Origin of the sequence: Pedobacter sp. N36a (assembly GCF_014472395.1) — a bacterium.
In the GTDB taxonomy this organism is placed as follows: Bacteria; Bacteroidota; Bacteroidia; order Sphingobacteriales; family Sphingobacteriaceae; genus Pedobacter.
The window spans coordinates 526,470-551,810 of sequence record NZ_JACSZW010000001.1; the positions used below are offsets into that span (position 1 = coordinate 526,470).

22 protein-coding genes are annotated in these 25,341 nt (G+C 40.9%); 11 read left to right on the top strand and 11 right to left on the bottom strand.

Features of this window, described 5'->3' with window-relative positions; translation table 11 throughout:
• The first annotated feature begins 49 nt into the window (after positions 1-49).
• Positions 50-340 (top strand): thioredoxin, encoded by a 291-nt coding sequence (trxA, locus tag H9X96_RS02465; protein ID WP_187664740.1) that lies wholly within the window; start codon positions 50-52, stop codon positions 338-340.
• Here the strand turns inward: trxA and H9X96_RS02470 are convergent.
• From H9X96_RS02470 to H9X96_RS02485, 4 genes are all read right to left on the bottom strand, one after another.
• Positions 333-2,036 (bottom strand): glycosyltransferase family 39 protein, encoded by a 1,704-nt coding sequence (locus tag H9X96_RS02470; protein ID WP_187664741.1) that lies wholly within the window; start codon positions 2,034-2,036, stop codon positions 333-335. The genes trxA and H9X96_RS02470 overlap by 8 nt on opposite strands.
• A gap of 13 nt (positions 2,037-2,049) precedes the next feature.
• Positions 2,050-2,487 (bottom strand): GtrA family protein, encoded by a 438-nt coding sequence (locus H9X96_RS02475; protein ID WP_255430956.1) that lies wholly within the window; start codon positions 2,485-2,487, stop codon positions 2,050-2,052.
• 321 nt (positions 2,488-2,808) lie between these two features.
• Positions 2,809-4,005, bottom strand: a complete 1,197-nt coding sequence (locus tag H9X96_RS02480) for a glycosidase (protein ID WP_187664742.1) — start codon at positions 4,003-4,005, stop codon at positions 2,809-2,811.
• 9 nt (positions 4,006-4,014) lie between these two features.
• Positions 4,015-5,844 (bottom strand): sodium:solute symporter family protein, encoded by a 1,830-nt coding sequence (locus H9X96_RS02485; RefSeq protein WP_187664743.1) that lies wholly within the window; start codon positions 5,842-5,844, stop codon positions 4,015-4,017.
• Between the two features lie 165 nt (positions 5,845-6,009).
• On the opposite strand from H9X96_RS02485, the gene H9X96_RS02490 reads away from it, so the two are divergent.
• Positions 6,010-6,885 (top strand): AraC family transcriptional regulator, encoded by an 876-nt coding sequence (locus H9X96_RS02490; protein WP_187664744.1) that lies wholly within the window; start codon positions 6,010-6,012, stop codon positions 6,883-6,885.
• Positions 6,886-6,901: 16 nt separating this feature from the next.
• Here H9X96_RS02490 and H9X96_RS02495 read toward each other — a convergent pair whose 3' ends face one another.
• Together H9X96_RS02495 and H9X96_RS02500 are read right to left on the bottom strand one after the other, a co-directional pair.
• A complete protein-coding gene (locus H9X96_RS02495) occupies positions 6,902-7,591 on the bottom strand; it encodes an MCP four helix bundle domain-containing protein (protein ID WP_187664745.1) in 690 nt (229 codons plus the stop codon).
• Positions 7,592-7,618: 27 nt separating this feature from the next.
• Complete coding sequence (locus H9X96_RS02500) at positions 7,619-9,055, bottom strand: ATP-dependent RecD-like DNA helicase (protein ID WP_187664746.1); 1,437 nt, start codon at positions 9,053-9,055, stop codon at positions 7,619-7,621.
• Between the two features lie 68 nt (positions 9,056-9,123).
• On the opposite strand from H9X96_RS02500, the gene H9X96_RS02505 reads away from it, so the two are divergent.
• From H9X96_RS02505 to coaD, 3 genes are read left to right on the top strand one after another with little or no spacing between them, the layout of a single operon-like run.
• Positions 9,124-9,954, top strand: a complete 831-nt coding sequence (locus tag H9X96_RS02505; protein WP_187664747.1) for a DUF3822 family protein — start codon at positions 9,124-9,126, stop codon at positions 9,952-9,954.
• Positions 9,945-10,484: an RsmD family RNA methyltransferase gene (locus tag H9X96_RS02510; protein ID WP_187664748.1), complete on the top strand. Its 540-nt coding sequence runs from the start codon at positions 9,945-9,947 to the stop codon at positions 10,482-10,484. The genes H9X96_RS02505 and H9X96_RS02510 overlap by 10 nt, the downstream gene beginning before the upstream one ends.
• 54 nt (positions 10,485-10,538) lie before the next feature.
• Positions 10,539-11,000 (top strand): pantetheine-phosphate adenylyltransferase, encoded by a 462-nt coding sequence (gene coaD, locus H9X96_RS02515; protein WP_187664749.1) that lies wholly within the window; start codon positions 10,539-10,541, stop codon positions 10,998-11,000.
• Here coaD and H9X96_RS02520 read toward each other — a convergent pair.
• Positions 10,971-11,603 carry an NUDIX hydrolase gene (locus tag H9X96_RS02520; RefSeq protein ID WP_187664750.1) on the bottom strand — a complete coding sequence of 211 codons (633 nt, stop codon included), beginning with the start codon at positions 11,601-11,603 and terminating at the stop codon, positions 10,971-10,973. The genes coaD and H9X96_RS02520 overlap by 30 nt on opposite strands.
• A 287-nt stretch (positions 11,604-11,890) precedes the next feature.
• On the opposite strand from H9X96_RS02520, the gene H9X96_RS02525 reads away from it, so the two are divergent.
• The 3 genes from H9X96_RS02525 (at position 11,891) to H9X96_RS02535 (ending at position 13,791) form a co-directional block, all read left to right on the top strand.
• Entirely contained in the window at positions 11,891-12,514 is a 624-nt protein-coding gene (locus H9X96_RS02525; protein ID WP_187664751.1) for a hypothetical protein, read from the top strand.
• A 211-nt stretch (positions 12,515-12,725) separates the two neighbouring features.
• Positions 12,726-13,385 (top strand): orotate phosphoribosyltransferase, encoded by a 660-nt coding sequence (gene pyrE / locus H9X96_RS02530; protein ID WP_062549919.1) that lies wholly within the window; start codon positions 12,726-12,728, stop codon positions 13,383-13,385.
• Positions 13,386-13,392: 7 nt separating this feature from the next.
• Complete coding sequence (locus H9X96_RS02535) at positions 13,393-13,791, top strand: SRPBCC family protein (RefSeq protein WP_187664752.1); 399 nt, start codon at positions 13,393-13,395, stop codon at positions 13,789-13,791.
• Positions 13,792-13,869: 78 nt separating this feature from the next.
• On the opposite strand, the gene H9X96_RS02540 is transcribed toward H9X96_RS02535, so the two are convergent.
• Positions 13,870-14,700: an endonuclease/exonuclease/phosphatase family protein gene (locus H9X96_RS02540; RefSeq protein ID WP_222943816.1), complete on the bottom strand. Its 831-nt coding sequence runs from the start codon at positions 14,698-14,700 to the stop codon at positions 13,870-13,872.
• Positions 14,701-14,707: 7 nt separating this feature from the next.
• Positions 14,708-15,940, bottom strand: a complete 1,233-nt coding sequence (locus H9X96_RS02545) for an MFS transporter (RefSeq protein ID WP_187664753.1) — start codon at positions 15,938-15,940, stop codon at positions 14,708-14,710.
• 279 nt (positions 15,941-16,219) lie between these two features.
• Between H9X96_RS02545 and clpB the strand changes: the two genes are divergently transcribed.
• On the top strand, positions 16,220-18,814 hold the full coding sequence (gene clpB / locus H9X96_RS02550) for an ATP-dependent chaperone ClpB (RefSeq protein WP_187664754.1): 2,595 nt from the start codon (positions 16,220-16,222) through the stop codon (positions 18,812-18,814).
• Positions 18,815-18,906: 92 nt separating this feature from the next.
• Here clpB and H9X96_RS02555 read toward each other — a convergent pair whose 3' ends face one another.
• The gene (locus H9X96_RS02555) at positions 18,907-20,118 is read right to left on the bottom strand and encodes an MFS transporter (RefSeq protein WP_187664755.1); all 1,212 of its coding nucleotides are present in this window, start codon (positions 20,116-20,118) and stop codon (positions 18,907-18,909) included.
• 121 nt (positions 20,119-20,239) lie between these two features.
• Here H9X96_RS02555 and H9X96_RS02560 point away from each other — a divergent pair, with 121 nt between their 5' ends.
• Complete coding sequence (locus H9X96_RS02560; protein WP_187664756.1) at positions 20,240-22,534, top strand: glycosyltransferase family 4 protein; 2,295 nt, start codon at positions 20,240-20,242, stop codon at positions 22,532-22,534.
• A gap of 2 nt (positions 22,535-22,536) precedes the next feature.
• A complete protein-coding gene (locus H9X96_RS02565) occupies positions 22,537-23,544 on the top strand; it encodes a glycosyltransferase family 4 protein (protein WP_187664757.1) in 1,008 nt (335 codons plus the stop codon).
• Here H9X96_RS02565 and H9X96_RS02570 read toward each other — a convergent pair.
• On the bottom strand, positions 23,541-25,136 hold the full coding sequence (locus H9X96_RS02570) for a glycoside hydrolase family 130 protein (RefSeq protein ID WP_255430957.1): 1,596 nt from the start codon (positions 25,134-25,136) through the stop codon (positions 23,541-23,543). The genes H9X96_RS02565 and H9X96_RS02570 overlap by 4 nt on opposite strands.
• Between the last annotated feature and the right edge of the window lie 205 nt (positions 25,137-25,341).

Genomic DNA, 25,341 nt, shown 5'->3' on the forward strand with positions numbered 1-25,341 from the left:
TTTCTCCGGAATACTAATTTTAACGATAACCATTTAAAAATAAACAGCCATGAGTGCATTTCAAGAATTGATCCAGTCAGGTACACCAGTACTCATTGATTTCTATGCAGATTGGTGCGGGCCATGTAAAACGATGAACCCTATCGTGCAGGAAGTAGCCAGAATTACCGAGGGCAAGGCGCGAGTGATTAAAATCAATATTGATAAAAACCAGGCCGCTGCACAAAAATATAATGTACGGTCGGTACCCACCTTTATGGTTTTTAAAAACGGAGCAATTGTATGGAGACACTCTGGTACCATTGACCAGATGAGCTTGTTAAAACAATTGTCTATTTAACATTAACAGAAATCATATTGCTATTTCTGGCTCCTGAAAAAGGAGCTGTTCTTAAAGAAAAGATCAGTTTATACTGACCGCTTGCTGCAGGACTTTCGATTTCTGCATCAATCGTTACTGCACCTTTTGCCGGAATCCTCAGTTGCTCCACATCAGCTTTGACCATTTTAAACTCCCCGAAATCTTCCCCATTTTTGTACCCATACTCCAGCAGGCAAGTCCATTTCTGGCCAATATTTCCTAAGAATATTTCCTCATCATAAGGATTTTCAATCTTCAGTTTTAACTTTAAAGGTTTACCTCTTTCAAGGATAGACGGGATTTCCAACGGATTAACAGCTACTTTCTGATACATTCTTACGGAATCAACCCAGTTGCCATAAAGCAGGCCTTTTGCCGTATTTAAGGTATCCTGACCTGGTAAACCTTTACTGTCTTCCACTACCCAATACACACGTTTATTTCTTAAACTATCTTCCAATGGCCAGATGTCATATTGATTTTTACGATAATCACGTGAATCATAACCAAAGCCTTTCGTGGTTTTGTTATAATAATTGTACTTCGAGGGCTCCTGAAAAGCATTCATAAAGATCACCGGAGCATCACCTGCCTTTTCATGAATCTGTTTTGCCCAGCTTTCATTGCCAAAATAATAAGCAACACTTCTATTCTTCATTAGGAAAGGAATAGGAATCAACAGCACCATCCTAACCAATAAAATCAGGACAATGTTAACAATAGCCAGCCTTTCAAACCATTTAGGAACCGTTCCCTTTGACAAATAAAGATAGGCCAGGATAAACAGACAAATCATTCCTGGTAAAGTCCAGTGTGCTTCTACCCTGCCTTTAAAAGTGCTGAACAGGAAAAAAATGAATACCCCATAGCAGTTGACTTTAAGCGCCCTCACAAAGGCATCGGGAGTTTTCAGCAAAGATGCTGAGCGGTATAAGAACCAACCTACTAATGGACCTGCTAATGCCAATTGCGCCAGCAGGTATTCTATAGTAAACTTTGATTTATAGAAAGCCGCAGAGCGATCAATTACGTGGTAATAAAATGAAGGGTAATTGTTTTCCACCTGCCACCAGATGTGTGGGAGAAAAGCGAAAATAGCCACCCCAACAATCAGCCAGAAAGAAGGACGTTTCAGCAGTTTCAGGTTAGAAAGAATCGTGAACAGCAATACTAAAATCCCATGGTATTTACTGTACAGCAAACAAGCAATGACTATGGCCAGCAATAAGGTCCATTTCAATTCATCAGACGCTACATATCTTTGATAGATATAGAAAAATAAGATCGTAAAAAAGAACAAAGGTGCGTCTGGCGTGGTGATAAAACCATATACATGAAAGAGTACGATCGAGCTGAACAGCAGGATAAACAGTTTGATATTCTCTCCATAAGGCTTTACAATTTTCCAGAGCAGCAGCACTGATAAGGAGCTCGTGATCACGGTAAAAAAACGCATTCCCAACGTGGATGGGCATAAAAGATCGCCTATTTTGATAAAGAGGGCCACCATTGGAGGATGGTCAAAATACCCCCAGTCTAAAAACTTAGAGTACATCCAATAGTAAGCCTCATCCGAGTGAACCTCCACAAAACTAGCTTGTATGATGTTCAGTAACGTCCACAGCCCTAAGAAAATAAATAATATCTGCTCGTTACTCTTTTTGGTTTGTAGCATTTAGGGATAGATTTTAACTGGAGAAAGTATATAGGTAATTGGCGAAGAAATTCCATAAGGAGATGACCACGATGGCGCAGGCCTTGGCCACATAAAAATTCCATTTTAGTTTATCATGCAGCAGATAAATCAGAATATTACTGAGGAATAGTCCCACTAGGGCAATCATAAAAAATTTACCGAATTGCGTAAAGCTGGCTCCGGCATGGTCTTCAAAAGTCCAGTTGCGGTTGAGGGTATAATTGGAAGCCGTAGCCACCATAAAACCCAACGAACTGGATACATATTTATGGATCTTGAGTTTTTCCTTGCAGAGATAAGTAATGCCAAAATCTATGGCCAGACCGGAAAAGCCCACGACACCGAATCTGATAAACTTATACAGTAAAGTAGGACTAAATTCAATTACGGCAAGCTTGATCATAGAAATAGAAATCGGTACGTTTCGCAAAAGTACATATTAATTTCATTTTCGGAGGATTTCCAAGCCCTTAAAGCTTCGGAGATGGTTAGGGAAGAGACCAGCTGGGCTTTAGCCGCAGGAGGGGGTTCGGTTAGGGTTTGGATAGCACAGACTAAGGCGACCCTACGCGAACCCTACGCGAACCCCTTCCGCTCCCTATTATAAGGCCCTTCTCTTCCCGACCACTTCCCGACCACTACCAGTAGAAAACTTTAGTTTTTCAATATTTTCACTTAATGAAAATTAATTACCAATTAATAGTGACTTTTCAGCTCAACTACTGAATCATTGTTTATTGCTGATTCAGTATCAAGATGTTTTATTTTGATCCGGCTGCTCATTTTCTTTATTTTGATCAATTAAATGATGAATGCGCTGTACGGTTGCTGCTGATCTCCAACCATCTTCTGGTGTATGCAACACATAATCCAGCAGCTGATCGATGGTACTGGTGGCCACATGAATTCTGGAATCTGAAGCTGCGTAATAAATAAATACCTTACCGTCTTCATCTGCAATCCAGCCGTTGCTGAACACCACATTAGACACATCGCCAATGCGCTCTGTCCCTTCTGGCGCAATAAAATATCCGGCAGGTTTATGAGTCACCAAACTCAGGTCATTGAGGTCTGTCATGAACATATAGAGCACATACCTTAATCCCGCAGCCGTATTTCTAACGCCATGAGCGAGGTGCAGCCAGCCGTATTTTGTTTTTATTGGGGCTGGCCCTTGACCATTTTTAGCTTCATAAACGGTATGGTATTCTTTTCTATCAATCACCAGTTCTTCCGGAATCTCTGCATTTTCTATAGATTCGGAAAGGCCAAAAGCAATTCCTCCGCCATTACCTGCTTCAATAAATGAATCCTGAGGACGGGTATAAAAAGCATATTTCCCATCAACGAACTCTGGATGCAGCACTACATTTCGCTGCTGTTGGGAGCCTGTTTTCAAGTCTGCCAGGCGTTCCCAGCTCAGCAAATCTTTGGAACGGATAATTCCACATTGCGCCAATGCCGCCGACTGGTCTCCTATAGATGCGGCAGGATCTCTCCTTTCCGTACAAAACAATCCGTACACCCATCCGTCTTCATGAGCAGTGAGCCGTACATCGTAAACATTAGTGTCGGGTAAATCCGTTTCAGGAATCACCACCGGATATTCCCAGAATTTAAACTGGTCGATCCCATTGTCGCTTTCCGCAATGGCAAAGAAAGATTTCCTGTCGCTAGCCTCTACTCTGGCCATCAACAGGTACTTGTTGTTCCACTTGATCGCGCCCGCATTGAATACCGAGTTGATGCCAATCCTTTCCATCAGGTAAGGGTTATTTTCTTTGCTCAAATTATAACGCCAGTACAGCGGGGTATGTGCAGCGGTTAATACTGGATTTTCATAACGTTTGAAAATACCATTTCCCAGGTTTTCAGATTTGTTTTTGCGCGTAATTAAAGACTGATGGGCGCGGCTGAGCTCCTCCAGTCTTTTGTCGTAATCCATCATATAATTCTATTAATCTTCGAGTTTATTCCACCAGGTTCTTTTCAGGATGAACACAATCACAGCCAATATGGCGATGGTGATCATCAATGGCATTTTCATCATTAAAATCAGGTACATTGGCAGCAGGGTGAGACAAAGCTGTGCAATAATGCCCAGCAGTACATTGAACATATCCCTGCCAAAATTCTTATTCGCTTCAAAGGAAGGATCCTCCTTTAAAACCATTTCATGAACGGGTTTCCAGAAGCCCCATGGCCTCACAGTCTTATAAAAACTTTTCAAGGTATTTTCATCTGTAGGAGGCGCCATATAGGTTCCGATCACAGATCCTGCTAAGGAAAGCAAAAACAGCAATGGGAAATAGTATAGAAACTCTACACCAGAGAAGAACCTCGTAAATACCAGGGCAGCGACAATACCTGTAAACATTCCCCAGAAAAAACCGTTGGAGTTGAACCTCCACCAATGCCATTTCAGTACGTTTGCAGCGATATAACCCCCGTATAAAGCGGATACGATCCATTGCAGTACGCTATTTACATCTCTCGCAAAGAAACCCAGCGTGATTCCTATGATCACAACCGATACACCGGATATATAATTCATGGAAATGATCTTTTTATTAGTGGCAGCAGGATTGACATATTTAAGGTATACATCATTTACAATATATGCTTGTGCCGCATTTAATGTCCCTGAAAAAGTACCCATAAAAGCGCCTAGCAAACCTGTTAATACCAATCCAAACAGACCGACAGGTACAAAACTGTTGATACTTGCCGGCAAAATCCTTTCGTAATCTATGGTGCCGTCCAGTCCCCTGAGGTTCATTTGATCGTAATAAAGAAGGCCTAAAACGGTGAGTCCTACAATGAGAGCATACCTGATCGGCAGCAATACAATAGAGACAAAACCACTCATTTTACTGGCTTCTTTTGGTGATTTTGTAGACAAAATCTTTTGCATATCATAGTTCGGAGGTGGGCCGGCAAGAGAGGCAAACACCCCTTTGAACAGCATCATCATAAAGAAAATGCTGAACAAGGAATAGCCATCACTTTCGATTTTTTTATTGACATCATCGATAATACCAGTCCAGTTGAGCTCCAAATGCGTTCCGAAGAAAGGATGATCCCAGCCCTTTGGCACATTTAAATGCTGTCCATGCAGGTTAATCATGGCAATCACGGCTATAGCAATACAAACCACTGTCATGATGGCGTACTTGATCATATCCCCAAACACGATCCCATGCATTCCTCCCAAAATGGAATAAAACATTGCAAAAAGTGTAAATATGATGCCGTAAAAATGAGGTACGTAGTGCTTGGAGACTTCAAAAGGCACATATCCTTGCACAAATTCCCAGGGAATAAAGATCTCAACAAACTTACCAAGACCTATAAAACCATAAGCAAGAAAACCCAGACAGCTCAATAGTGCAAAGGCCACTACTACTTTGTGAGAAGCGCCAACGCCTCGTCCTTCCAATCCGAATCTGGTAGACAACCATTCGGCGCCAGTAGTCGCATTGGAACGCCTCAGCCATTTAGACAAATACATCATCAAAAAGACCTGATTAAATACCGGCCATAACCATGGAATCCAAATGCTTTTCATGCCATAGACAAAGCAAAGGCTCACCATCCACATCGTGCCGCTAATGTCGAACATATCAGAGGCATCGCTTAATCCCAGTTTATACCAGGGCAACGATTTACCTCCCATGATATAACTCTGGTTATTCTCTTTGGCCTTTTTACGGTACCAAAAACCTATAATGATGGTGCTGATCAGATAAGTGATGATAATGAGAACATCAATGAGTTGAAACTTCATAAAATCAAAACTATACTATTTTCGCATATAGGTTCAATACTATTTTAACAATTAATTGTATTCACAAAACAAAAAGACTTATTAATATGACATTAGTACTAATTTAGACTAGTACTATTTTAACATAAAGCTAATTCATTACTACACTATTATTATATTTATAGGATGGCCAATAATATAGTCAGGGAAATTACCCCTTTAACGCAAAGTGATTGTTTTACTATTTTTTCCAGGACTAAAAAAGAGTTCGATTTCCCTTTACACTACCATGAGGAGTACGAATTGAACCTGATCCTTCATGCTAAAGGTGCAAAAAGAATTGTAGGAGACCATATTGAGGTGATCGAAAATGCGGAACTGGTATTTATTGGTCCCAATTTATACCATGCCTGGTTTACCCATCAATGTAAAAGTGAGGAAATTCTGGAAATTACCATTCAGTTTCACAAAGACCTGTTTGACGATCGCTTACTTAAAAGAAATCAATTGAGTTTCATTTCGAATATGTTTGAACGTGCCCAAAAAGGAATATTGTTTTCTGCGGATACGATTGAGCGGTTGATTCCACGCATCCTTTCTTTAAATCAGAAAAAAGGGTTTGATTCCGTGCTGGAGCTTTTTTCTATTCTTCATGACTTGTCAATTTCCAGGAATATGCGCACGTTATCAAATTCCAGTTTCAACAATGAACAGTTCAATTACAACAGCCGCAGGATCGAAAAAGCGTTTGATTATATGAATATGCATTACAATCGCGGGGTTTCATTGGAAGAGGTGGCAAAAGCGGCAAGCATGCCGGAAGTATCCTTCAGCAGGTTCATCAAAAAAAGAACAGGCAGCACTTTTATCGACAGCTTAAATGAGATCCGTTTGGGTCATGCCACAAAAATGTTGATTTCAAGTACACAGACCATTTCAGAAATCGCTTATAAATGTGGGTTTAATAACATTTCTAACTTCAACCGCATTTTCAAAAAGAAGAAAAACTGTACGCCAAAAGAGTTTAGAGACAGTTTTTCGGGTACGCGTTCCTTTATTTAACAGAGATTACATTGATCTAATTCAGGTTAAACTTGTCATTTTTAACTTGTACCACATTAGAAGCAGAAATAATCCCGACTACCAAAATCCCGATCAATATGGCCAATGCAATTTGCAGCGTGGAGTACAGCTTACTTCTGGACACCATAGATTCAGAACTTTGAATCAGCTCCTGCCCTACCTGCGTTTGAATGGTCATCAGCTCCGTTAACTGCTGTAAGGTTCTTCTCGAAGTTGCTCTTCCAACGGTCTCATAAAGTTTTCTTCCATCTTCAATACTATGGCTATCACTTAAAGAAATCACGTGCTGTTCTGCTGCGATAGAGCCGATCAACCGGATTTTCAATTCTTTCAGTTCTTCCTTTTCCTGTTTCACCAAAAAAGTCTTTTCATATTTTTTCATCAGAGAGTCAATCGTGGTGTTGAACTTTCCAAATTGGGTTTTCAGTAAATTGACATCCTTTTGATCCGGATTTCCTGAATACAGAAAACTATCGAGGCTGAATTTTTTCGCAAAGATGCTTTCTGCGATGTAGAAAAGGTCTGTTGCAGGAACCAGACGGTCGTTATACATGGAAACGAAAGATTCATTCATACTTTTTACACTCTTATCCTCAAGGATTCTAATGAGAATCATACAGGCCATAATCGCAAAAAGGAACGTAGCGATTTTCATTTTCTGTTTTAAAGAATAAGCAACTTTCATAGCATTCAGGTTTAATGGGCTTTAGAATTAGTCTTCCAAAGGGGTAATGAAAAGGTTAGGTGCAAAATTTACTAAAAATAATTCTCTTTTTGCCCTGGTAACACCAGTATATAACCATCGTAAGAAATCCAGGTCGATCATTTCTTCTGTTAAATAGCCTTGATCTACGAAAACAGCCTCCCATTGGCCACCCTGGGCTTTGTGACAAGTTACCGCATAAGCGAATTTAATTTGCAGCGCATTGTAGTAAGGATCTTCCTTGATGGCTGCGAAACGGGCTTTTTTACTCGTCAGGTGTTCATATTCGACATTTAATGCTTCAAACAGTTTATTTCCCAGTTCATAAGAAAGGTTTGGTGTTTCGGCGGTTAAGGTATCGAGCATCACTTTGCAGGAGATTTGTCCGGCATCCGGGAAATCCAGGAACTCCAGGGCTACTTCGGCAAAACGGAAGCCGAAACGCTCTTCGGTACCCCTCACGCGTACGATTTTGGCCATATCACCATTGGCAATAAAGGCAGCAGATTCATTGTCGGGGAGCCAGTAATAATTGTTTTTAACTACCATGATCTGGTCGCCACCAGTCAATTCCTCTTCGCGATAAAGTATTCTCGCTCGGATCTGCTGGTTGTATACGTTGGCTGATTTATTAGACCTGCAGACCACCAATGTATTTTCCATACCAAATTTACTATAGGCATATTCCAGGCCTTCGACCAGCTTAAGACCGGTCATCCTGAAAATATCCTTGTACCCAGTGGTGATAAATTTAGGCAGTTCAATCTCATCAGCGTCTTCAGACGACCCTTCATTGATCAGTTTCCGCAGCATGGTGGCATTGGCCAGAATCCCGGATTCCTTCTCTTGCCGCACGACCTCCTGAAGTTCTACCGCCCGCACTGACATCCCAAAATTTGCTGCTATATAATCTTTGTTCAATGCCGGACTGTCGATGCTGCCCACCGGTGGCAGCTGTGCTGTATCTCCAACAAATATTGCCGCACAATTTTTATGGTTGTATACATATTGCATCAGATCCTTCAAAAATGAGGAACTGGTTTGTGTATTCCATTCATCGGCAATCATGGAGGCCTCATCGATAATAAATACCGTATGTTCTGATATATTTGGCGTAATCTGAAAAGACATATCCGTAGATACCGCAGATTTTTTTCTGTAAATTCTCTTATGAATAGTGAGTGCTTTACGCCCGGTATAGTTGCTCATCACCTTTGCTGCACGACCTGTAGGCGCCATCAACACTGCTTTAAAGCCAAATTTCGGTAAAGCTTTAACCAGCGCCCCAACAGAAGTGGTCTTTCCTGTACCTGCATATCCCCTCAATATAAAACACTGATCGTCTAAGTCTTGACTTAAAAAGGCAGCCATTTCCTGACAGAAAACCAGCTGTTCGGCAGTCGGTGTAAAGGCGTAAGACTGGGCTATAATTGATGCTTTATCCATTTAACAAAGATGCAATGGTGATGTTATAGAAAAAAGGATTAATTTTGATCTTAAATAATTAGATACAGATGAGCCATAAAAACAGCATTTTATTAGTTGATCCGGAATTTGATCCTAGTACTGCGCCAGACTGCAATTTATTGTTAAAAATTACCGCAGATAGCTTCTCTTATGCCATTATTGATAAAACCAGCAACCAGTTGAAAGCTGTTTATGATCAGCAGGAATCAAAAAACATTCCCCATGATCTTGCTGTAAAATTAAAAAACGACAGTTACTTGAATTTGGCTTTTAAAGACATCAAAGTAGCAGTATACAGTGAAAACTCAATTGCCATCCCAACTGAGCTATTTGATGTCAAGAATTTGGATCAATATGCAAAGTTCTTCACAGATGAACAATCGGATAACCTTTATGTAAGGCCATTTGCTAATTATGGATTCACTTCTATTTTTACGCTGCAGCGTTTTATGGATGAGACCTTAGCGGATGCGCTGCTGAGCTGCAAATTATTCGACCAGATGGCACCAATGCTGGCCATGGTTGCTAATAAAACCAGTAAGACGTTGGTCCTTGATTTTACCGCAGCATCTTTTACAGCAGTGCTGACAGCAGGAGAAAAGCTGATTTTCCGCAATTGTTATGAGATTGAAAATGCGGAAGAGTTTAACTATTACCTGCTGCTGATGATGAACCAGGTTCAAATCGATAGTAAAGAGACGGAGGTGTTATTGAGTGGCATTGTTCACGAAGATGATGCTTACCATCAATGTCTGGAGAAATACTTCCAGAAAATAAAATTTAACACTCCCTTAAGTGATCAGGTAGATCACAAAATTTTAGAAGACATGCCTGCTCATTATTACAGCAGCTTGCTAGCACTGGATATATGCGAATAATTGGCGGTACATTAAAAGGCATTCGTTTCAATGCCCCGGAAAGCTTACCGGTAAGGCCCACTACAGATATGGCCAAAGAAGCACTTTTTAACATTCTTTACAATACTTACGATTTTGACAGCTGTGATGTGCTGGATCTTTTCTGTGGCACAGGAAATATCAGTTTTGAATTTGCTTCCAGAGGGGCGAAAAGCGTAACCGCAGTAGACAAACATTCGGGATGTATCTTTTGGGTACAGTCGGTGATCGCCAAGCATAAGCTAGATGTGATTGAGGTGCAGAAAGCAGATGTTTTCAAGTTTTTAGATACGCATAAGAAATCCTATCAGATTATTTTTGCAGACCCTCCTTATGATCTGCCTACGATTCCAAAGATTCCTGAATTGGTGATCAAGAATGACTTACTGACGGATAACGGTTTATTGATCGTGGAGCACCCTTCTTTATTAAAGATGAATGGCCAGCCAGGTTATAAGGAAACCAGAAGATATGGGAATTCGTCCTTTAGCTTCTTTGAAAAAGTAAAATAATCATTTCGCCACCTTGATAAGGGTGGCGATGTTATAACCTATATACTGATATTGATGAAAATCGCCCTGTTCCCAGGATCATTTGATCCGATTACTATCGCCCATGTGGACATCCTGAAACGTGCATTGCCGCTATTTGATAAAGTGGTAGTCGGAATCGGATTGAACAGCTCTAAACAGAACTACCTATCTGCGGAAAAACGCGAAGAGATTGTAAAAACAGTGTTTGAAGCAGAACCTAAAGTGGAGGTACAGCTTTATGAAGGCCTGACTGTTGATTTCTGCAGGAAGATCAATGCGCAGTACATGGTTCGCGGAATCCGTTCTGTTGGTGATTTTGAGTATGAGCGTGCGATTGCTCAGATCAATCAGACGATGATGCCGGAAATGGAGACGATCTTTATATTGAGTAAGCCGGAATATTCGGCAATCAGCTCTACCATCGTCCGTGACATCCTTAGAAATCACGGAGATGTGAGTCAGTTTTTACCTCAAAACGCTATCCCGTTCCTCTAATAAGGAGCCTACTTCCAACACCTGGAGGATAGATGGGTAAGTATTTGCGAGTACTGGAGCCAGGTCTGCTTTATTTAACCATTTCGCTTTCGTAATTCCTTCTTCTTTTTGGGGAATCAATTTTGGTTCTCCTTTAACAGTCATGCTGTACCATTTGGTCTTCTTTAAAACCAGTTTATTACCCATTGGGTAAACATGGTAGGTTTTACAAAGCTTCTCGTCGTTGGTGTAAATCGTTACGCCGCACTCCTCTTCCACTTCTCTCAAACCCGCTTCTCTCATTTTTTCGCCTTTCTCTACTTTTCCTTTTGGCAGGTCCCACTTTTTATTCCTGAAGATAAACAGATAATTCCCTTTCGAGCTTTTAACGAGTCCGCCGGCAGCTTTAATCAAAGTAAGGTTGTTTTTGATTTGCTTAAAAACCGCTTTTGGGTCAGCTACCAACAGTAGATAATCCCTAGCAGCATTTACAGGCAGGTTTTTGTAGAACAATCTGAAATCAAAACCTTCCAGCTCCAATTGCTGAATTTCTTTTTCCTGTGTAGGTTTCGAATCTGCAATAAACAAGGTATTGTCGTTGATATAAATGCTGTATTTTTTCATGCTTAACGCTTAAAATGCTTTTTAGGACAGGCTGTAAATTTCCTTAGAAAAAACAGACCCCTTTGAATTGCATTCTAAAGGGGTTTCAATCAAATTCCTTACAAAATCGCCTGAATATTTGAATATTCAAAATTATAAATATTTATCCAATAATTCCCATCAAAAGAATGGAGGATGACTAAGAAAATATCGATCAGAAATTTTTAGAAGGTTATTTTTTCTACGTTTAGAGTAGCGTTTTAGAAATCAAATGCGTTATCCTATCAAACCACTTCACTCTCTACACCATGAAACAACTCTCTTTACTATTATTCGTCCTGTTCCTCTCTGCCTGTTCTAAAGAAGAAACGTATGGTCCTTTGAAATTAAAAGACGGACAAGAGGTCGAATTATTAGTAGATCACCGTTTTTATGCAGTCGACGAAACTTTAATTCAGCTGCCAAATAAAAATCCTGCGGAATTCTCCTTGAATGGCTTCGACAAAAGAAAGCCTGGCTACAGCTACCTGGTCAAAGCTCGTTTTCATCTGGAAAAAAATCCGCTACAAGATGCCTCAGATCGGTGGTTTGACTTCGTCAAAGTGGTCAGTGAGCAAAAATATAACGGACAGGAATCATTTAACATCAATTTGATCCAGTCGTTTGTTCCAGGCGGGCCAACAATTTACCTGACAAAAGAAGGAGAAAAATTTTATTATTTAAAAGGTCAGCTGCAGTTGAATTATGCCAATCAAGCCCAAAAAGGTCAACTTGAAGAAATCTGGAAACATGCTCAGGAAATACGTGAAAGCGAAACCAAGCAGCAAAACATAATGATTCCAAAATGGAAATCTATTCTTGCCACAGTAATCCATGACCCGAGCAATTTTGGAAATGCCTATTTAGTGCAAAGCATCAAACTAACACCTTAAAGATCTATGCTAACTTCCACCTAAGAGGCCTGCTTATTCCTATTTATTTCCCTGATGTTCAGTGACTCAGAAAAAACTCCTTTTCTCGCTAACAATAATTACCGACCTTTATGGGACACAAATAATTAATTAAACCAGGATTTATTTATTTTGCTCCTCACAATAGCAATTAGTGCTAGGACAAACGTATGAAAATCTGTAATTTTGTAGTATGTATAATAAAAGTGATATTGAATTAAAGGTAGCTGAATTTTTATTACAAATAAAAGCAATAAAGTTACAACCGAATAACCCTTTTACATGGGCATCAGGCTGGAAATCTCCAATTTATTGCGATAATAGAGTTACACTTTCCCACCCCTCAGTAAGAACATACATCAGACAAAAACTGACGCAATTGATCCAGGAAGAATTCGGTTCTGTGGACATCATTGCTGGAGTAGCAACAGCTGGAATCCCTCAAGGCGTACTTGTTGCACAAGAATTGGGATTACCTTTTGCTTATGTGAGAGCGAAGGCAAAAGAACATGGCACAGGAAGTCTGATTGAAGGAGAAATCGTAGAAGGTCAACGTGTAGTTGTGGTAGAAGATTTAATTTCTACAGGCAAAAGCAGCTTACAGGCAGTGGAAGCCTTGAGAAATGCAGGACTATCGGTAGCAGGTTTGGTTTCTATCTTCACTTATGGTTTCGACCAGGCTGAAGAAAACTTCAAAGCAGCAAAATGTCGTTTCGCCACCCTATCTAATTACAATACATTAATTGAATATGCTGCTGAACATAGCTTTATCGCTCAAAACGACGTAGATCTATTGACTAAATGGCGCAGAAACCCTTCAGAGTGGGGAAAAGAATTAGAACAACTAACCTAAAATCATAATGACAGTTATTGAGAGTACTACTGACATCAACCAGCCTGTAGCAAAAGTCTATACATTTTTAGCTGACATGAACAATCATCAGCAATTGATGCCGGAAAACATCTACAATTGGTCGTCCACTACTGATGAGGCTAACTTTACCATCCAAAACATGGCTAAATTAGCAATCAAGATTTCTAATCGCGTAGAAAATCAGGAATTAACCGCTATCCCAACAGAGAAACCTCCGTTTGATTTAGAGTTAAAATGGACAGTTGCAGACAATGGGAATGGTGGAACTACCGCTACATTGATCATTTCTGCGGACTTGAACATGATGATGAAAATGCTTGCTGCCGGCCCATTAAAAAAATTGGCTGACCATCAGACTCAAAAACTGGCAGAAATATTAAATTAGTTTCAACACCTACAAAAAATAGCCGATCCATTACAGATCGGCTATTTTTTTTATGCTCATTTTCCGAAGATGCTTCGATTAATTTAAAGAGAATTCCAGATAAACAGGCACATGATCGGAGATTCTCCGCGCTTCTTTTAGATCCTCAAACTGGGTGTAAAAGGGAACAATTCCGGTACTGATCACCTTTAGCTTGTCGGCATGATAAAAGAAGTTATCATATTCTGAAGCCAGTGATTCCCCTTTGACCACCTTTTGCTTCAAAGAGGTCTTCTGATTCACCATCGCTGATACATAACCCATATTTCTTAATGGATTAAACACAGAGTGAGATTGTGGAAGGTTGAAGTCTCCGCAAAAGATCAGTGTTTCGTTTGGATGCAGATCCGGCAGGAATTTCAAATATTTGATTTCCGTTTCCGGCTGTTTCGCCTTTGGCTTCGCATGAAAAGAGACTAGGGTAAATGTTTTTTTCCCTAGCTGAAACTTCCCAAAATAAGGCTCTCGTTCTACTTCCATCTGGTACTTTTTTTCCAGCCAGGGCTCCCCTACTTTTTTCAGCTTTTTGCTTTTCCACATAAAAGCGTAACGCTCTTTACTATATCTATCACTGGAAGTACCATGGCTAAAAACGTACTCCCATTGTTCTCCCGTCTTATTTAAGGCTTCAGCAAGCCTGATGACCGCTTTCGGTCCGCCATAACCGGCCACCACTTCCTGGATAGCAATCACATCAAAACGCTTGACCACATGGGCAATAAAAAGGATATTTTCATCTGTTTTGGACTGGCCAAAATCTTTAAGGTTCCAGGAACCCACACGAACACTTTGCCCGGAGGCACTAAAAAAACAAACCGTAAGCAGCACCAGGAGCGTATTCCTACGCATCCACAAAAGGGAATTTTTCAAAAGATATTTATTTAATGGTATTTAATTTCATTCTTTTCATTACGCAAAAGAAGCCAATGGCGGTCAATAATAACACAGCTGCTGTTCCCCACCACAAAGTATTGAAACCATACATTGCCGCAATACGGGTTCCTAGAAAAGGAGAAAATACATGCGCGGCAGAAGTACATAGTGCATTAACGCCCATATAAGCGCCACGAGTTTGAAGGGTAGAGCGCTGCAAAGTGACTGTCGCCATAAAAGGCATGGCCAGAATTTCCGCCAGACAAAGCACAAACATTGCCATATAGAGCACCCATATTCCATGGGCAAGGTTTAAAATCAGGAAAGAAAAGCCGCAAAGCAAAGTGCCCATCACCATGATGTCTCTAGGGGTAAAACGCTTCTCTGCAATATGTACCAAGAGCATTTCCAAAAGAAAAACAACCATCCCACTGAAGGCCAGGATGATCCCGATATTTCCTTCCGACATCTGATACACTTCTCTATAATATAAAGGCAGAGTACTCAATAATTGCAGGAAGCAGATCGTAAAAATACTGCAGAGCAGGCTAAACAGCATAAATAACAAATCTTTATAAGGAGATTTCGCCGGAACTGCGGATATAGGATCTTCATGCACCGCTGCTTTCGCTCCTTCTGCTTGCTCATTCCCTTTTCTATTTCTAAAATAGATGAAAAACAAGATCGCTGAGCAAAAAGCCGCTATGGCATTGCCATAAAATAAAAAGGTATAGGAGATCGCCGCAAGGAAACCACCGAGCGCTGGGCCTATCGAAAAACCGAGATTCATCGCCATGCGGTTTAAAGAAAACGAACGAATGATATTATCCGGTTTTGAATAGTAGGCAATAGATACAGAGTTGGCGGGTCTGAAAGTTTCAGAAATCACACTCAATATAAATACGCCTACTGCAAGTTTGACGACTGTATTCAGCTCAGGAAGCAGAAAAAACATGGGTACCGTAAAAATTAAGCTAAACAGCTGCACTTTAAAATGACCTACTTTATCGGTTAACCAGCCGCCAGCAAAAGAACCTGCTACTGCCCCTACTCCAAAACAGCTCAGCACCGTTCCGGTATCCTCCAAAGAGAAACTCAAATGGTTGATCATGTATATCCCCAGAAAAGGGATCACCATGGCACCACTTCTATTGATCAGCATCACCAACGCCAGCATCCAGGCTGGTGTAGATAGCCCACGATACGCCTCTAAATATAACCGTAAAAACTCCTTCATCTCTCTCCTTATTATAAAATTCATCAATTTGCCGGGCCAGCGAATTTAAGAAGAATATTGCCTTTAAGACCAATATTTGGGCATTCAATTTCTAAAATGATGTTGCAGATTCTAATTACCCTGAGCAGCATTCAATGGACTATTTCAGAATTGCAAGACAAAAATTCAGCAGCAGCCCAACAAAACAGTCAATATGTCATACTAATCTCATTAAATCAGACATTTTTTCCGGAATTTCTTTTAAGAACAATATGGCATTTGCTTTGTTTAACAGATGATATGAACTTCAACAATTTCACTATAAAAGCACAGGAAGCGATTCAACAGGCTTCTGAAATAGCTCAAGGCAACCAGCAACAAGCTATTGAGACAGCTCATCTACTTAAAGGGCTGCTCACTGTTGATGAGAATGTGGTTTCTTATATTTTAAAGAAATTAAATGTAAATCTAAATGTGGTAAACCAACATTTAGATGGCCAGATTGCAAAGTTCCCTAAAGTTAGCGGAAGTAGTCCGTATTTAACTTCAGGCAGTAACTCCGCAATACAAAAGGCGCAATCTTATTTGAAAGAGTTCAAGGATGAATTCGTTTCAGTAGAGCACCTTTTACTGGGTTTGCTGTCTGTGAACGACAATACTTCTAAGCTATTAAAAGATCAAGGGGTGACTGAGAAAGACCTTAAAAAGGCCATTGTGGCTTTGAGAGGGGATAATCATGTCACGGATCAAAATGCTGAAGCAACATTTAATGCTTTAAATAAATATGCAAGAAACCTGAATGAATATGCAGAATCAGGAAAGCTTGACCCTGTAATTGGTCGTGATGAAGAGATCCGAAGAGTGATCCAGATTCTTTCCAGACGTACCAAGAACAATCCGATCCTCATCGGTGAGCCTGGTGTTGGTAAAACTGCCATCGCCGAAGGTATTGCCCACAGGATTATTCAAGGAGATGTTCCTACAAATCTAAAGACAAAAACAGTATTCTCTTTAGATATGGGGGCCCTGATTGCAGGCGCCAAGTACAAAGGAGAGTTTGAGGAACGCTTGAAAGCAGTGGTTAAGGAGGTGACTCAAAGCGATGGAGACATCATTCTTTTCATTGATGAGATCCACACTTTGGTGGGTGCCGGCGGTGGAGAAGGTGCAATGGATGCAGCCAATATCCTAAAACCTGCATTGGCCAGAGGTGAACTTCGCGCAATTGGAGCCACTACCCTTGATGAGTATCAAAAATATCTTGAAAAAGATAAGGCTCTGGAACGCCGTTTCCAAAAGGTAATGGTGAATGAGCCGGATACCCAGGATGCGATTTCCATTCTGCGTGGACTGAAAGAAAAATATGAGACTCACCACAAGGTGAGGATATTAGATGAGGCGATCATTGCCGCAGTAGAAATGTCGCAGCGCTATATTGCGGATCGTTTCTTGCCGGATAAAGCCATCGACTTAATGGATGAGGCCGCTTCTAAACTGCGTTTGGAAATGGACAGTGTTCCGGAAGAATTAGATGAACTGAACCGCAAGATCATGCAGTTGGAAATTGAGCGTGAAGCAATTAAAAGAGAGAATGACGACAAAAAAGTGCAGTCTCTCGCTGAAGAAATTGCCAATATCTCTGCAGAACGTGATCAGCTGAAAGCGAAATGGCAAGGTGAAAAAGACCTTGTAGATGCGATTAACGCGGAAAGCGAACAGATTGAGCATTATAAACTGGAAGCAGACCAGGCAGAACGTGCCGGAGATTACGGTAAAGTAGCGGAGATCCGTTATGGAAAAATTAAAGAGTCGCAAGACAAAGTAGAGCAACTGAAAGCGAAACTGGAAGGTCAGCAATCCGAAAGCAGAATGCTGAAGGAAGAAGTGACTGCTGATGACATCGCCGGAGTGGTAGGTAGATGGACCGGTATTCCGGTGACGAAACTGATCTCCAGTGAAAGGGAAAAATTGCTCCATCTGGAAGACGAGCTGCACAAGCGTGTGGCCGGACAGGATGAAGCAATCGAAGCCATTTCCGATGCGATTCGCAGGTCCAGAGCTGGATTACAGGATAAACGCAAGCCAATTGGTTCGTTCATCTTCCTGGGTACTACCGGTGTTGGTAAAACCGAGCTGGCCAAAGCATTGGCAGAGTTCTTATTTAACGATGAGCATGCCATGACCAGGATTGATATGAGTGAGTACCAGGAGCGTCATGCAGTATCCAGATTGATCGGAGCGCCTCCAGGATATGTGGGTTACGATGAAGGCGGACAATTAACGGAAGCCGTTCGTAGGAAACCTTATTCGGTGGTACTGCTGGATGAGATTGAAAAAGCGCATCCAGATGTGTTCAACATCTTATTGCAGGTACTCGATGATGGTCGTCTAACAGACAATAAAGGCCGTCTGGTGAACTTTAAGAACACCATTATCATCATGACCTCCAATATTGGGGCACACATGATTCAGGATAATTTCAAAGACCTGAACGAAGGCAACCGTGAAGAGGTGATTGCCAAGACAAAGAACGAACTGTTCGAAATCTTGAAACAAACCATCAGACCGGAATTCTTAAACAGGATTGATGAACTGATCATGTTTACGCCGTTGAACCGCAGCGAGATCAGAAACATTGTGAACTTACAGTTCAACCATGTGAAAGAGACGCTTGCTGAGATGGGCATCCAGATCGAAGCGACTACAGAAGCATTGGACTGGTTAGCAGAATTAGGTTATGATCCTCAATTTGGAGCGAGACCGTTGAAACGTGTCATCCAAAAGAGAATTTTAAATGAATTATCTAAAGAGATTCTTGCTGGAAAAATAGACAAAGACAGTAAGATAAAATTAGATACGTTCGACAATAAGTTCGTGTTTTTAAACAATAAATAAGCGTCCTTGCTTATTTAATTGCAACCATTGTTAGCTAAAAATCCCAGTTAAGTTTTGACTTAACCGGGATTTTTTTTTGAGTAATACCTATTTTAGGCTTTCTTTTTACTGCCTTCAATATTTGGCAGGAAACCGGTTAGTAAGCCGATTAGTGGTAAGAAAGAACAGATGTGGAACACATAAGCAATGCTGGTACTGTCGGCCAGATTACCTAACAATGCAGATCCTATCCCTCCCATTCCAAAGGCGAAACCGAAAAATAATCCGGATACCAATCCTACTTTACCAGGAATCAATTCCTGTGCATACACAAGAATTGCAGAGAAAGCAGAAGCCAGAATCACACCGATCGGCACAATCAAAACTCCCGTCCAAAACAAATTGGCATAAGGCAGCATCAAAGCAAATGGCGCGGTTCCGAGGATTGAAAACCAGATCACATATTTACGACCAAAACGATCGCCAATAGGCCCACCGATCAATGTTCCTGCCGCTACAGAGAACAAGAACACAAACAGGTATAACTGGGAAGTCTGAACAGAAACATGGAACTTTTCAATCACATAAAATGTGAAATAACTCGTCAGACTGGCCATGTAAAAGTATTTAGAGAAAATAAGGATCAATAAAATAGAGACCGCAAAAATCACTTTGTTTTTAGAAAATTGACTGGCAACGGTTACTACAGCAGCCCCCTGCTTTGCTTTCTTGATCACGTGTCCTTTATACCACTTGCCTACCCTGCTTAAAATCAGGATCGCCAATAGCGCAATCAAAGAAAACCAGATCACACTGAATTGTCCTTGCGGCACAATGATCCAGGCGGCCAGCAATGGTCCTAAAGAACTTCCTGCATTTCCACCCAATTGGAAAATAGATTGTGCCAATCCTCTTCTGCCCCCAGAGGCAGCGTGTGCCATCCTGGATGCTTCCGGATGAAAAATAGAAGAGCCTGTACCGATTAAGGCTACAGACAACAACATCATATAAAAACCATTAGAAAGGGACAATGTGACCAAACCAATCAAAGTAAAGCCCATTCCTATCGCTAAAGAATAAGGCTGTGGCTTCTTATCAGTATACATTCCTACAAAAGGCTGAAATATAGAGGCCGACATTTGAAACATCAGGGTAATCAGACCAATCTGTGAAAAACTTAGCTTATAACTCTCTTTAATTACCGGATAAATGGCAGGAATTAAAGATTGGATCGTGTCATTTAGCAAATGCGAGAAACTGATGGCAAAAAGAATAGGAAATACGGTGTTTTCTACCATTTTTCCCGTAGAAGGAACAGAATTCATAATAAAACTATAATTAAGCCCAAAGGTATAAAAAACAATCCCCTTTCATATATGTTGTTAGCAATGAGATCTCCGCATCTGCAAGAACCCCTATTATTGAAGCTTAAAACCCCATATTATTATGAAAATCGCTTATATTTCTTCTTATCCACCACGAGAATGTGGCATCGCTACGTTTAACCACAATCTACTTCGGGCAATTGGATCTGATAAGGTTGCCGTATCCGACGACAGTTTCGTGGTGGCCATGAATGATTCAGAGCATTTGGGTGAATATGAATACCCTAAAGAAGTGAAATACGTTATCCGTCAGGAAAATCAAAAAGATTATATCCGGGCGGCAGATTATATCAATACCAGTCTGGCCGATGCCTGTATTCTGGAGCATGAATTTGGAATTTATGGTGGAGAAAGTGGGATTTATATCCTTCCCTTAATTGCCAGGTTGCAAAAACCACTGATCACGATTTTCCATACTATTTTAAAAGATCCGAATTACCTGCAGCTGACCATCATCAGAGAAATTGCAAAACATTCTTCCAGAGTGGTGGTGATGAGCCACCGTGCAGTAGGCTTCCTGACCGGAATTTACGGCATTCCTTTTTCAAAAATACAGCTCATTGAGCATGGTGTTCCGGATCTGGAAGCAAAAGTTGAAAACCCGGTGAAACAATCGCTGGCTTTTAAAAATAAGAAAGTACTGTTTACCTTCGGACTGATCAGTAGAAATAAAGGATTGGAAACTGTGATTGAGGCGCTGCCTAAAATTGTGGCGCAAAATCCAGATGTCATGTATGTGATCCTCGGTACTACCCATCCAGGAGTCATTAAGAACTCAGGAGAAGAATATCGAGATAGCTTAAAAAAGCTGGCAAAAAAACTGAATGTATCCGACAACCTGACCTTCATCAACAAATTTGTTTCAGAAGAGGAATTGTTTGATTACCTGACTGCCGCAGACATGTACATTACGCCTTATTTAAACGAGGCACAAATTACCAGCGGCACTTTGTCTTATGCAGTAGGCTCAGGTGCAGCGGTGATTTCTACCCCATACTGGCATGCGCAAGAATTACTTGCCGACAACAGAGGTCGATTATTTGATTTCAGGGATAGCGATGGATTGGCTCACATTGTAAATGAACTGTTCAACGAGAAAGACAAACTAGCGCAATTACGTTCCAATGCTTATGAATATGGTTTACACTTACGTTGGCCCAGTACCGGACAGGTATTCATTGATGTACTAGATGAGGCCGTTTCTAAATATCTTTCCGAAATAGAAAAAGGTGGCAAACAGATTATAGATCCAGATATGATGCCTGCATTTAGTCTGGCACATGTACAGCGTCTAACTGATGATACCGGTATTGTGCAGCATGCAAAATATGGTATTCCAAATCTTAAAGAAGGTTATTGCTTAGATGATAATTCCAGGGCATTGATTCTGGCCATCCTGGCTTATCAGCAAAATAAAAGTAAAGCTGCATTGGAATTACTGCCCATCTATCTGAGCTTCATTCAATACATGCAATGCGACAATGGAAATTTCAGGAACTTCCTCAGCTTTAAACGTGAATACCTAGATGAAGTGGGTTCTGAAGATTCTTTCGGACGTACAGTCTGGGCATTAGGCTACCTGATCAGTAATGCACCCAACAATTCATACCGGGAATTTGGTAAAGACTTATTCTTAAAATCAGCACCTCATTTCAGCAACCTGACTCATCTAAGAGGAATCGCCAACACAGTGATCGGCTTGGAAAAATACCTGGAAGCACATCCTTATGATGGACATATCAAAGCGCAGATGAATATGCTGATCGTACCCTTAAAGGCAGCTTATCAGACCCATCGCAATGATAAATGGCATTGGTTTGAAGAAAAAATGACGTACGACAATGGTATTCTTCCCCTCGCTTTACTTTGCCATTATCAGGTCACCAAAGATGAAGATTCTTTAAGCATGGCACTTGAAAGCATGGCATTCTTATCTAAACATACCATTTCTGATGGTTATCTGAATCCGGTAGGCAATGACGGCTGGCTATTTAAAGAAGGCGGACAAATGGCGCTTTACGATCAACAAGCCATCGAAACTATGGCTATGGTATTGATGTATTTCAAAGCTTATGAAATCACCTTAGATCTGGGGTATATCAAACAAATGTATTTGTGTTACCAATGGTTTTTAGGCGAAAACAGTTTGAAACTCCCATTATATGACCATGAGACAAAAGGTTGCGGCGATGGATTACAGCCACATGGCGTCAACAGAAATCAAGGTGCAGAAAGCACATTGGCTTATTGGATTTCACACTTAATTGTACTTCAGGCATTAGAATCAGAGTATGAATATATTCAGAGCGGCGAGTTATTTGGCATTCAAAAAGAAGAAAACAAGCGTTTAATATAAGTATGAAAATCGCAGTATTAGCGCCCGTAGCCTGGAGAACTCCTCCAAGGCATTACGGGCCCTGGGAGCAGATGGCCTCAAATTTAACAGAAGGATTGGTTAAGTCCGGTTTAGAAGTCACCTTGTTTGCAACAGGCGATTCAATGACCTCAGGAAAACTGGATGCAGTGATTGGGGCAGGATATGAGGAAAACAGAGCGCAGGATGCAAAAGTTGTAGAATGTTTACACATCAGCAACCTGATGGAAAAAGCTGGATCATTTGATTTGATACACAACCATTATGACTTCCTGCCCTTAACCTATAGCGCTTTGATAGAGACGCCAATGCTCACTACGATTCATGGTTTTTCTTCAGAAAAGATCATTCCAGTATATCAAAAATATAATTCAAGGGGGTATTATGTGTCGATTAGTAACGCAGACCGGCATCCTGCACTTAAATACCTTAAAACTGTTTACAATGGGATAGATTCTACTGGTTTTGAGTTTAATGCGATTCCTGAGGATTATCTTTTATTTTTTGGGAGGATTCATCCGGATAAAGGGACGGCTGAAGCGATACAGATTGCCATTCAGAGCAACAAAAGGCTAATTATTGCTGGCATTGTTCAAGATCAGGGTTATTTCGATTCCCATGTTGCTCCGTTTCTAAATGGAGATATTGAATTTGTAGGTGCTGCTGGTCCAGAACAAAGAAACCAGTTGTTAAAACAGGCTTCGGCTCTATTGCATCCTATAAATTTTGAAGAACCTTTTGGCTTGAGTGTTGCAGAAGCCATGATTTGCGGCACACCAGTGATCGCTTTTAACAGAGGATCCATGCGGGAGCTCATCAAAGATCAGGAAACGGGTTTCTTAGTAGCTGATGTGGAAGGGGCAGTAGATGCAGTTAAAAAACTGAATACCATCCATAGGAAAACCTGCAGGGACTGGGCATTGAGTCAGTTTTCGCAAGAAAAAATGGTAAAGGACTATATCAGCCTTTACCATCATATCTTAGCTCTTTAAACCTTTTTTACCGGCATTTCTTTGCCTTGCTCTACAGCAGCTGGTGCAGCTGTGATGATTTCGGCCTCATTTTTCTCCGCCAATTGCGAAGCTTCCTGCGCTTCGTTTTCTTTCCCGGTTTTGATCAGACAGTCAGAACTTTTCAAACGTGATAAAACGAGGTCTATTTTAACAGAAGCGAATGAAGAACAATAATCGGACAAGCCATAAGGAATGATCAGCTCGCCATTGTGAATAATCGATCCGCAGGAATAAAGTACATTAGGCACATAGCCCTCCCGCTCATCGGTATTGGGAACGACAAGAGGCTCGTTTAGTCGGCCGATCTCTATCGATGGGTCTTCCAGATCGAACAAACTGGCGCCTAAGCAGTATCTGCGCATTGGTCCTACACCATGGGTGATCACCAGCCAGCCATCCTCGGTCTCTATAGGAGAACCGCAGTTCCCAATCTGTATGAATTCCCAAGGGAACTTAGGCGACTGCAGTTTGACTGGATTGTCCCAAACCGTTAACTTATCGGAATACATCAGGTAATTGTTCCAGCCATCGATCCTGGACATCATCACATACTTTCCATTGATCTTTCTTGGAAATAATGCCAGATTTTTGTTCTGAGCACCAATACCATGTAATGGGCTCACTTTAAAATCATAGAAATCCGTGGTTTGAAGAAGTTTAGGCATAATCATCGCCCCATCAAAAGCGGTATAGGTGGCATAATAAATGACTGATCCATCAGCTTTCACAAAGCGTACGAATCGAGCATCCTCAATGCCTTTCCTCTCAAATTCGGAGATCGGGAAGATCACACGATCTGAAATATCGGTATCCCTGGAGAAACTGATTTCGTGATAGGTATCAGAAAGCCAAAGTATTTTATCGTATTCTAATTTTCTCAGATCATCTTCCTGCAGGCTTTTCGTATCCAGTATGATTCTCCTTAAAGTCGCGTAATCGAATTTATCTTCTAGTTTATGCCCCAGTTCATCCAGGATTTCTATATCTATTTTGGAATCTGCGGCTTTCTTAAGGAATAGTTTCTTGTTATATACGGCATTTTTAACCACCTCTGCTTCGTCAATATAGCTTCCAGCAGGGATAACCGTAATGTTATTGTCTTTATCGATCAGCGCTCTTCTAAAAACGACTGAAGAGATGTGTCCCTCTCCCACTGCTCTAAAACTGATGATGACCCTTTTTTCGCCTTCTACTAATTCCGATTGATCCGGATCTTCTACAATAGAAGGGTTGAAGAAGGCGGCAGATTCTATGGAATATTCATGTGTAAAATATGACCCGATCAACAAACGTTGGTATTTATCGAGAGATTCAGGATCATGGCCGGCTTCTTTAATCGCATTGACTACCTTTTTACAATGCCTGGTCAGGATTTTTGTAATGTTCCTGTGTCTTTTCGAATATTCTTGCAGCAATGGGGAGATGATACCAAATACTTCCTGCTCAGAAAGTGCCAATACGTGTTTGATCACTTCTATTGCCCGCTCTTCGCCATTAAAGAAAAAACGTGCAATCACACGTTTTGGATCGGGATATACTTTAACCGGTTTTCGTTCTACAGATAATCTCATGTGTTATTAACGTTTTATAGGGGTAAAAAGGTTTATGAAATTATACATTTTTTAAAATAAATACGGTGGTGTGCCGAATTATTCTTGAGTTCCTGTTGGAATAGCGGTTGCCAAAGTCTGACTTGAACATGCTTTTTGTCAGACTTTGTACAAAAAGCCATACAAACAACCCTGACAATCTTACAAAAATAGTCAGGATGACTAC

Coding starts and splice junctions, on each gene's coding strand:
- trxA (WP_187664740.1), top strand. CDS start 50: ATGAGTGCATTTCAAGAATTGATCCAGTCAGGTACACCAGTACTCATT.
- H9X96_RS02470 (WP_187664741.1), bottom strand. CDS start 2,036: ATGCTACAAACCAAAAAGAGTAACGAGCAGATATTATTTATTTTCTTA.
- H9X96_RS02480 (WP_187664742.1), bottom strand. CDS start 4,005: ATGATGGATTACGACAAAAGACTGGAGGAGCTCAGCCGCGCCCATCAG.
- H9X96_RS02485 (WP_187664743.1), bottom strand. CDS start 5,844: ATGAAGTTTCAACTCATTGATGTTCTCATTATCATCACTTATCTGATC.
- H9X96_RS02490 (WP_187664744.1), top strand. CDS start 6,010: ATGGCCAATAATATAGTCAGGGAAATTACCCCTTTAACGCAAAGTGAT.
- H9X96_RS02495 (WP_187664745.1), bottom strand. CDS start 7,591: ATGAAAGTTGCTTATTCTTTAAAACAGAAAATGAAAATCGCTACGTTC.
- H9X96_RS02500 (WP_187664746.1), bottom strand. CDS start 9,055: ATGGATAAAGCATCAATTATAGCCCAGTCTTACGCCTTTACACCGACT.
- H9X96_RS02505 (WP_187664747.1), top strand. CDS start 9,124: ATGAGCCATAAAAACAGCATTTTATTAGTTGATCCGGAATTTGATCCT.
- H9X96_RS02510 (WP_187664748.1), top strand. CDS start 9,945: ATGCGAATAATTGGCGGTACATTAAAAGGCATTCGTTTCAATGCCCCG.
- coaD (WP_187664749.1), top strand. CDS start 10,539: ATGAAAATCGCCCTGTTCCCAGGATCATTTGATCCGATTACTATCGCC.
- H9X96_RS02520 (WP_187664750.1), bottom strand. CDS start 11,603: ATGAAAAAATACAGCATTTATATCAACGACAATACCTTGTTTATTGCA.
- H9X96_RS02525 (WP_187664751.1), top strand. CDS start 11,891: ATGAAACAACTCTCTTTACTATTATTCGTCCTGTTCCTCTCTGCCTGT.
- pyrE (WP_062549919.1), top strand. CDS start 12,726: ATGTATAATAAAAGTGATATTGAATTAAAGGTAGCTGAATTTTTATTA.
- H9X96_RS02535 (WP_187664752.1), top strand. CDS start 13,393: ATGACAGTTATTGAGAGTACTACTGACATCAACCAGCCTGTAGCAAAA.
- H9X96_RS02545 (WP_187664753.1), bottom strand. CDS start 15,940: ATGAAGGAGTTTTTACGGTTATATTTAGAGGCGTATCGTGGGCTATCT.
- clpB (WP_187664754.1), top strand. CDS start 16,220: ATGAACTTCAACAATTTCACTATAAAAGCACAGGAAGCGATTCAACAG.
- H9X96_RS02555 (WP_187664755.1), bottom strand. CDS start 20,118: ATGAATTCTGTTCCTTCTACGGGAAAAATGGTAGAAAACACCGTATTT.
- H9X96_RS02560 (WP_187664756.1), top strand. CDS start 20,240: ATGAAAATCGCTTATATTTCTTCTTATCCACCACGAGAATGTGGCATC.
- H9X96_RS02565 (WP_187664757.1), top strand. CDS start 22,537: ATGAAAATCGCAGTATTAGCGCCCGTAGCCTGGAGAACTCCTCCAAGG.
- H9X96_RS02570 (WP_255430957.1), bottom strand. CDS start 25,136: ATGAGATTATCTGTAGAACGAAAACCGGTTAAAGTATATCCCGATCCA.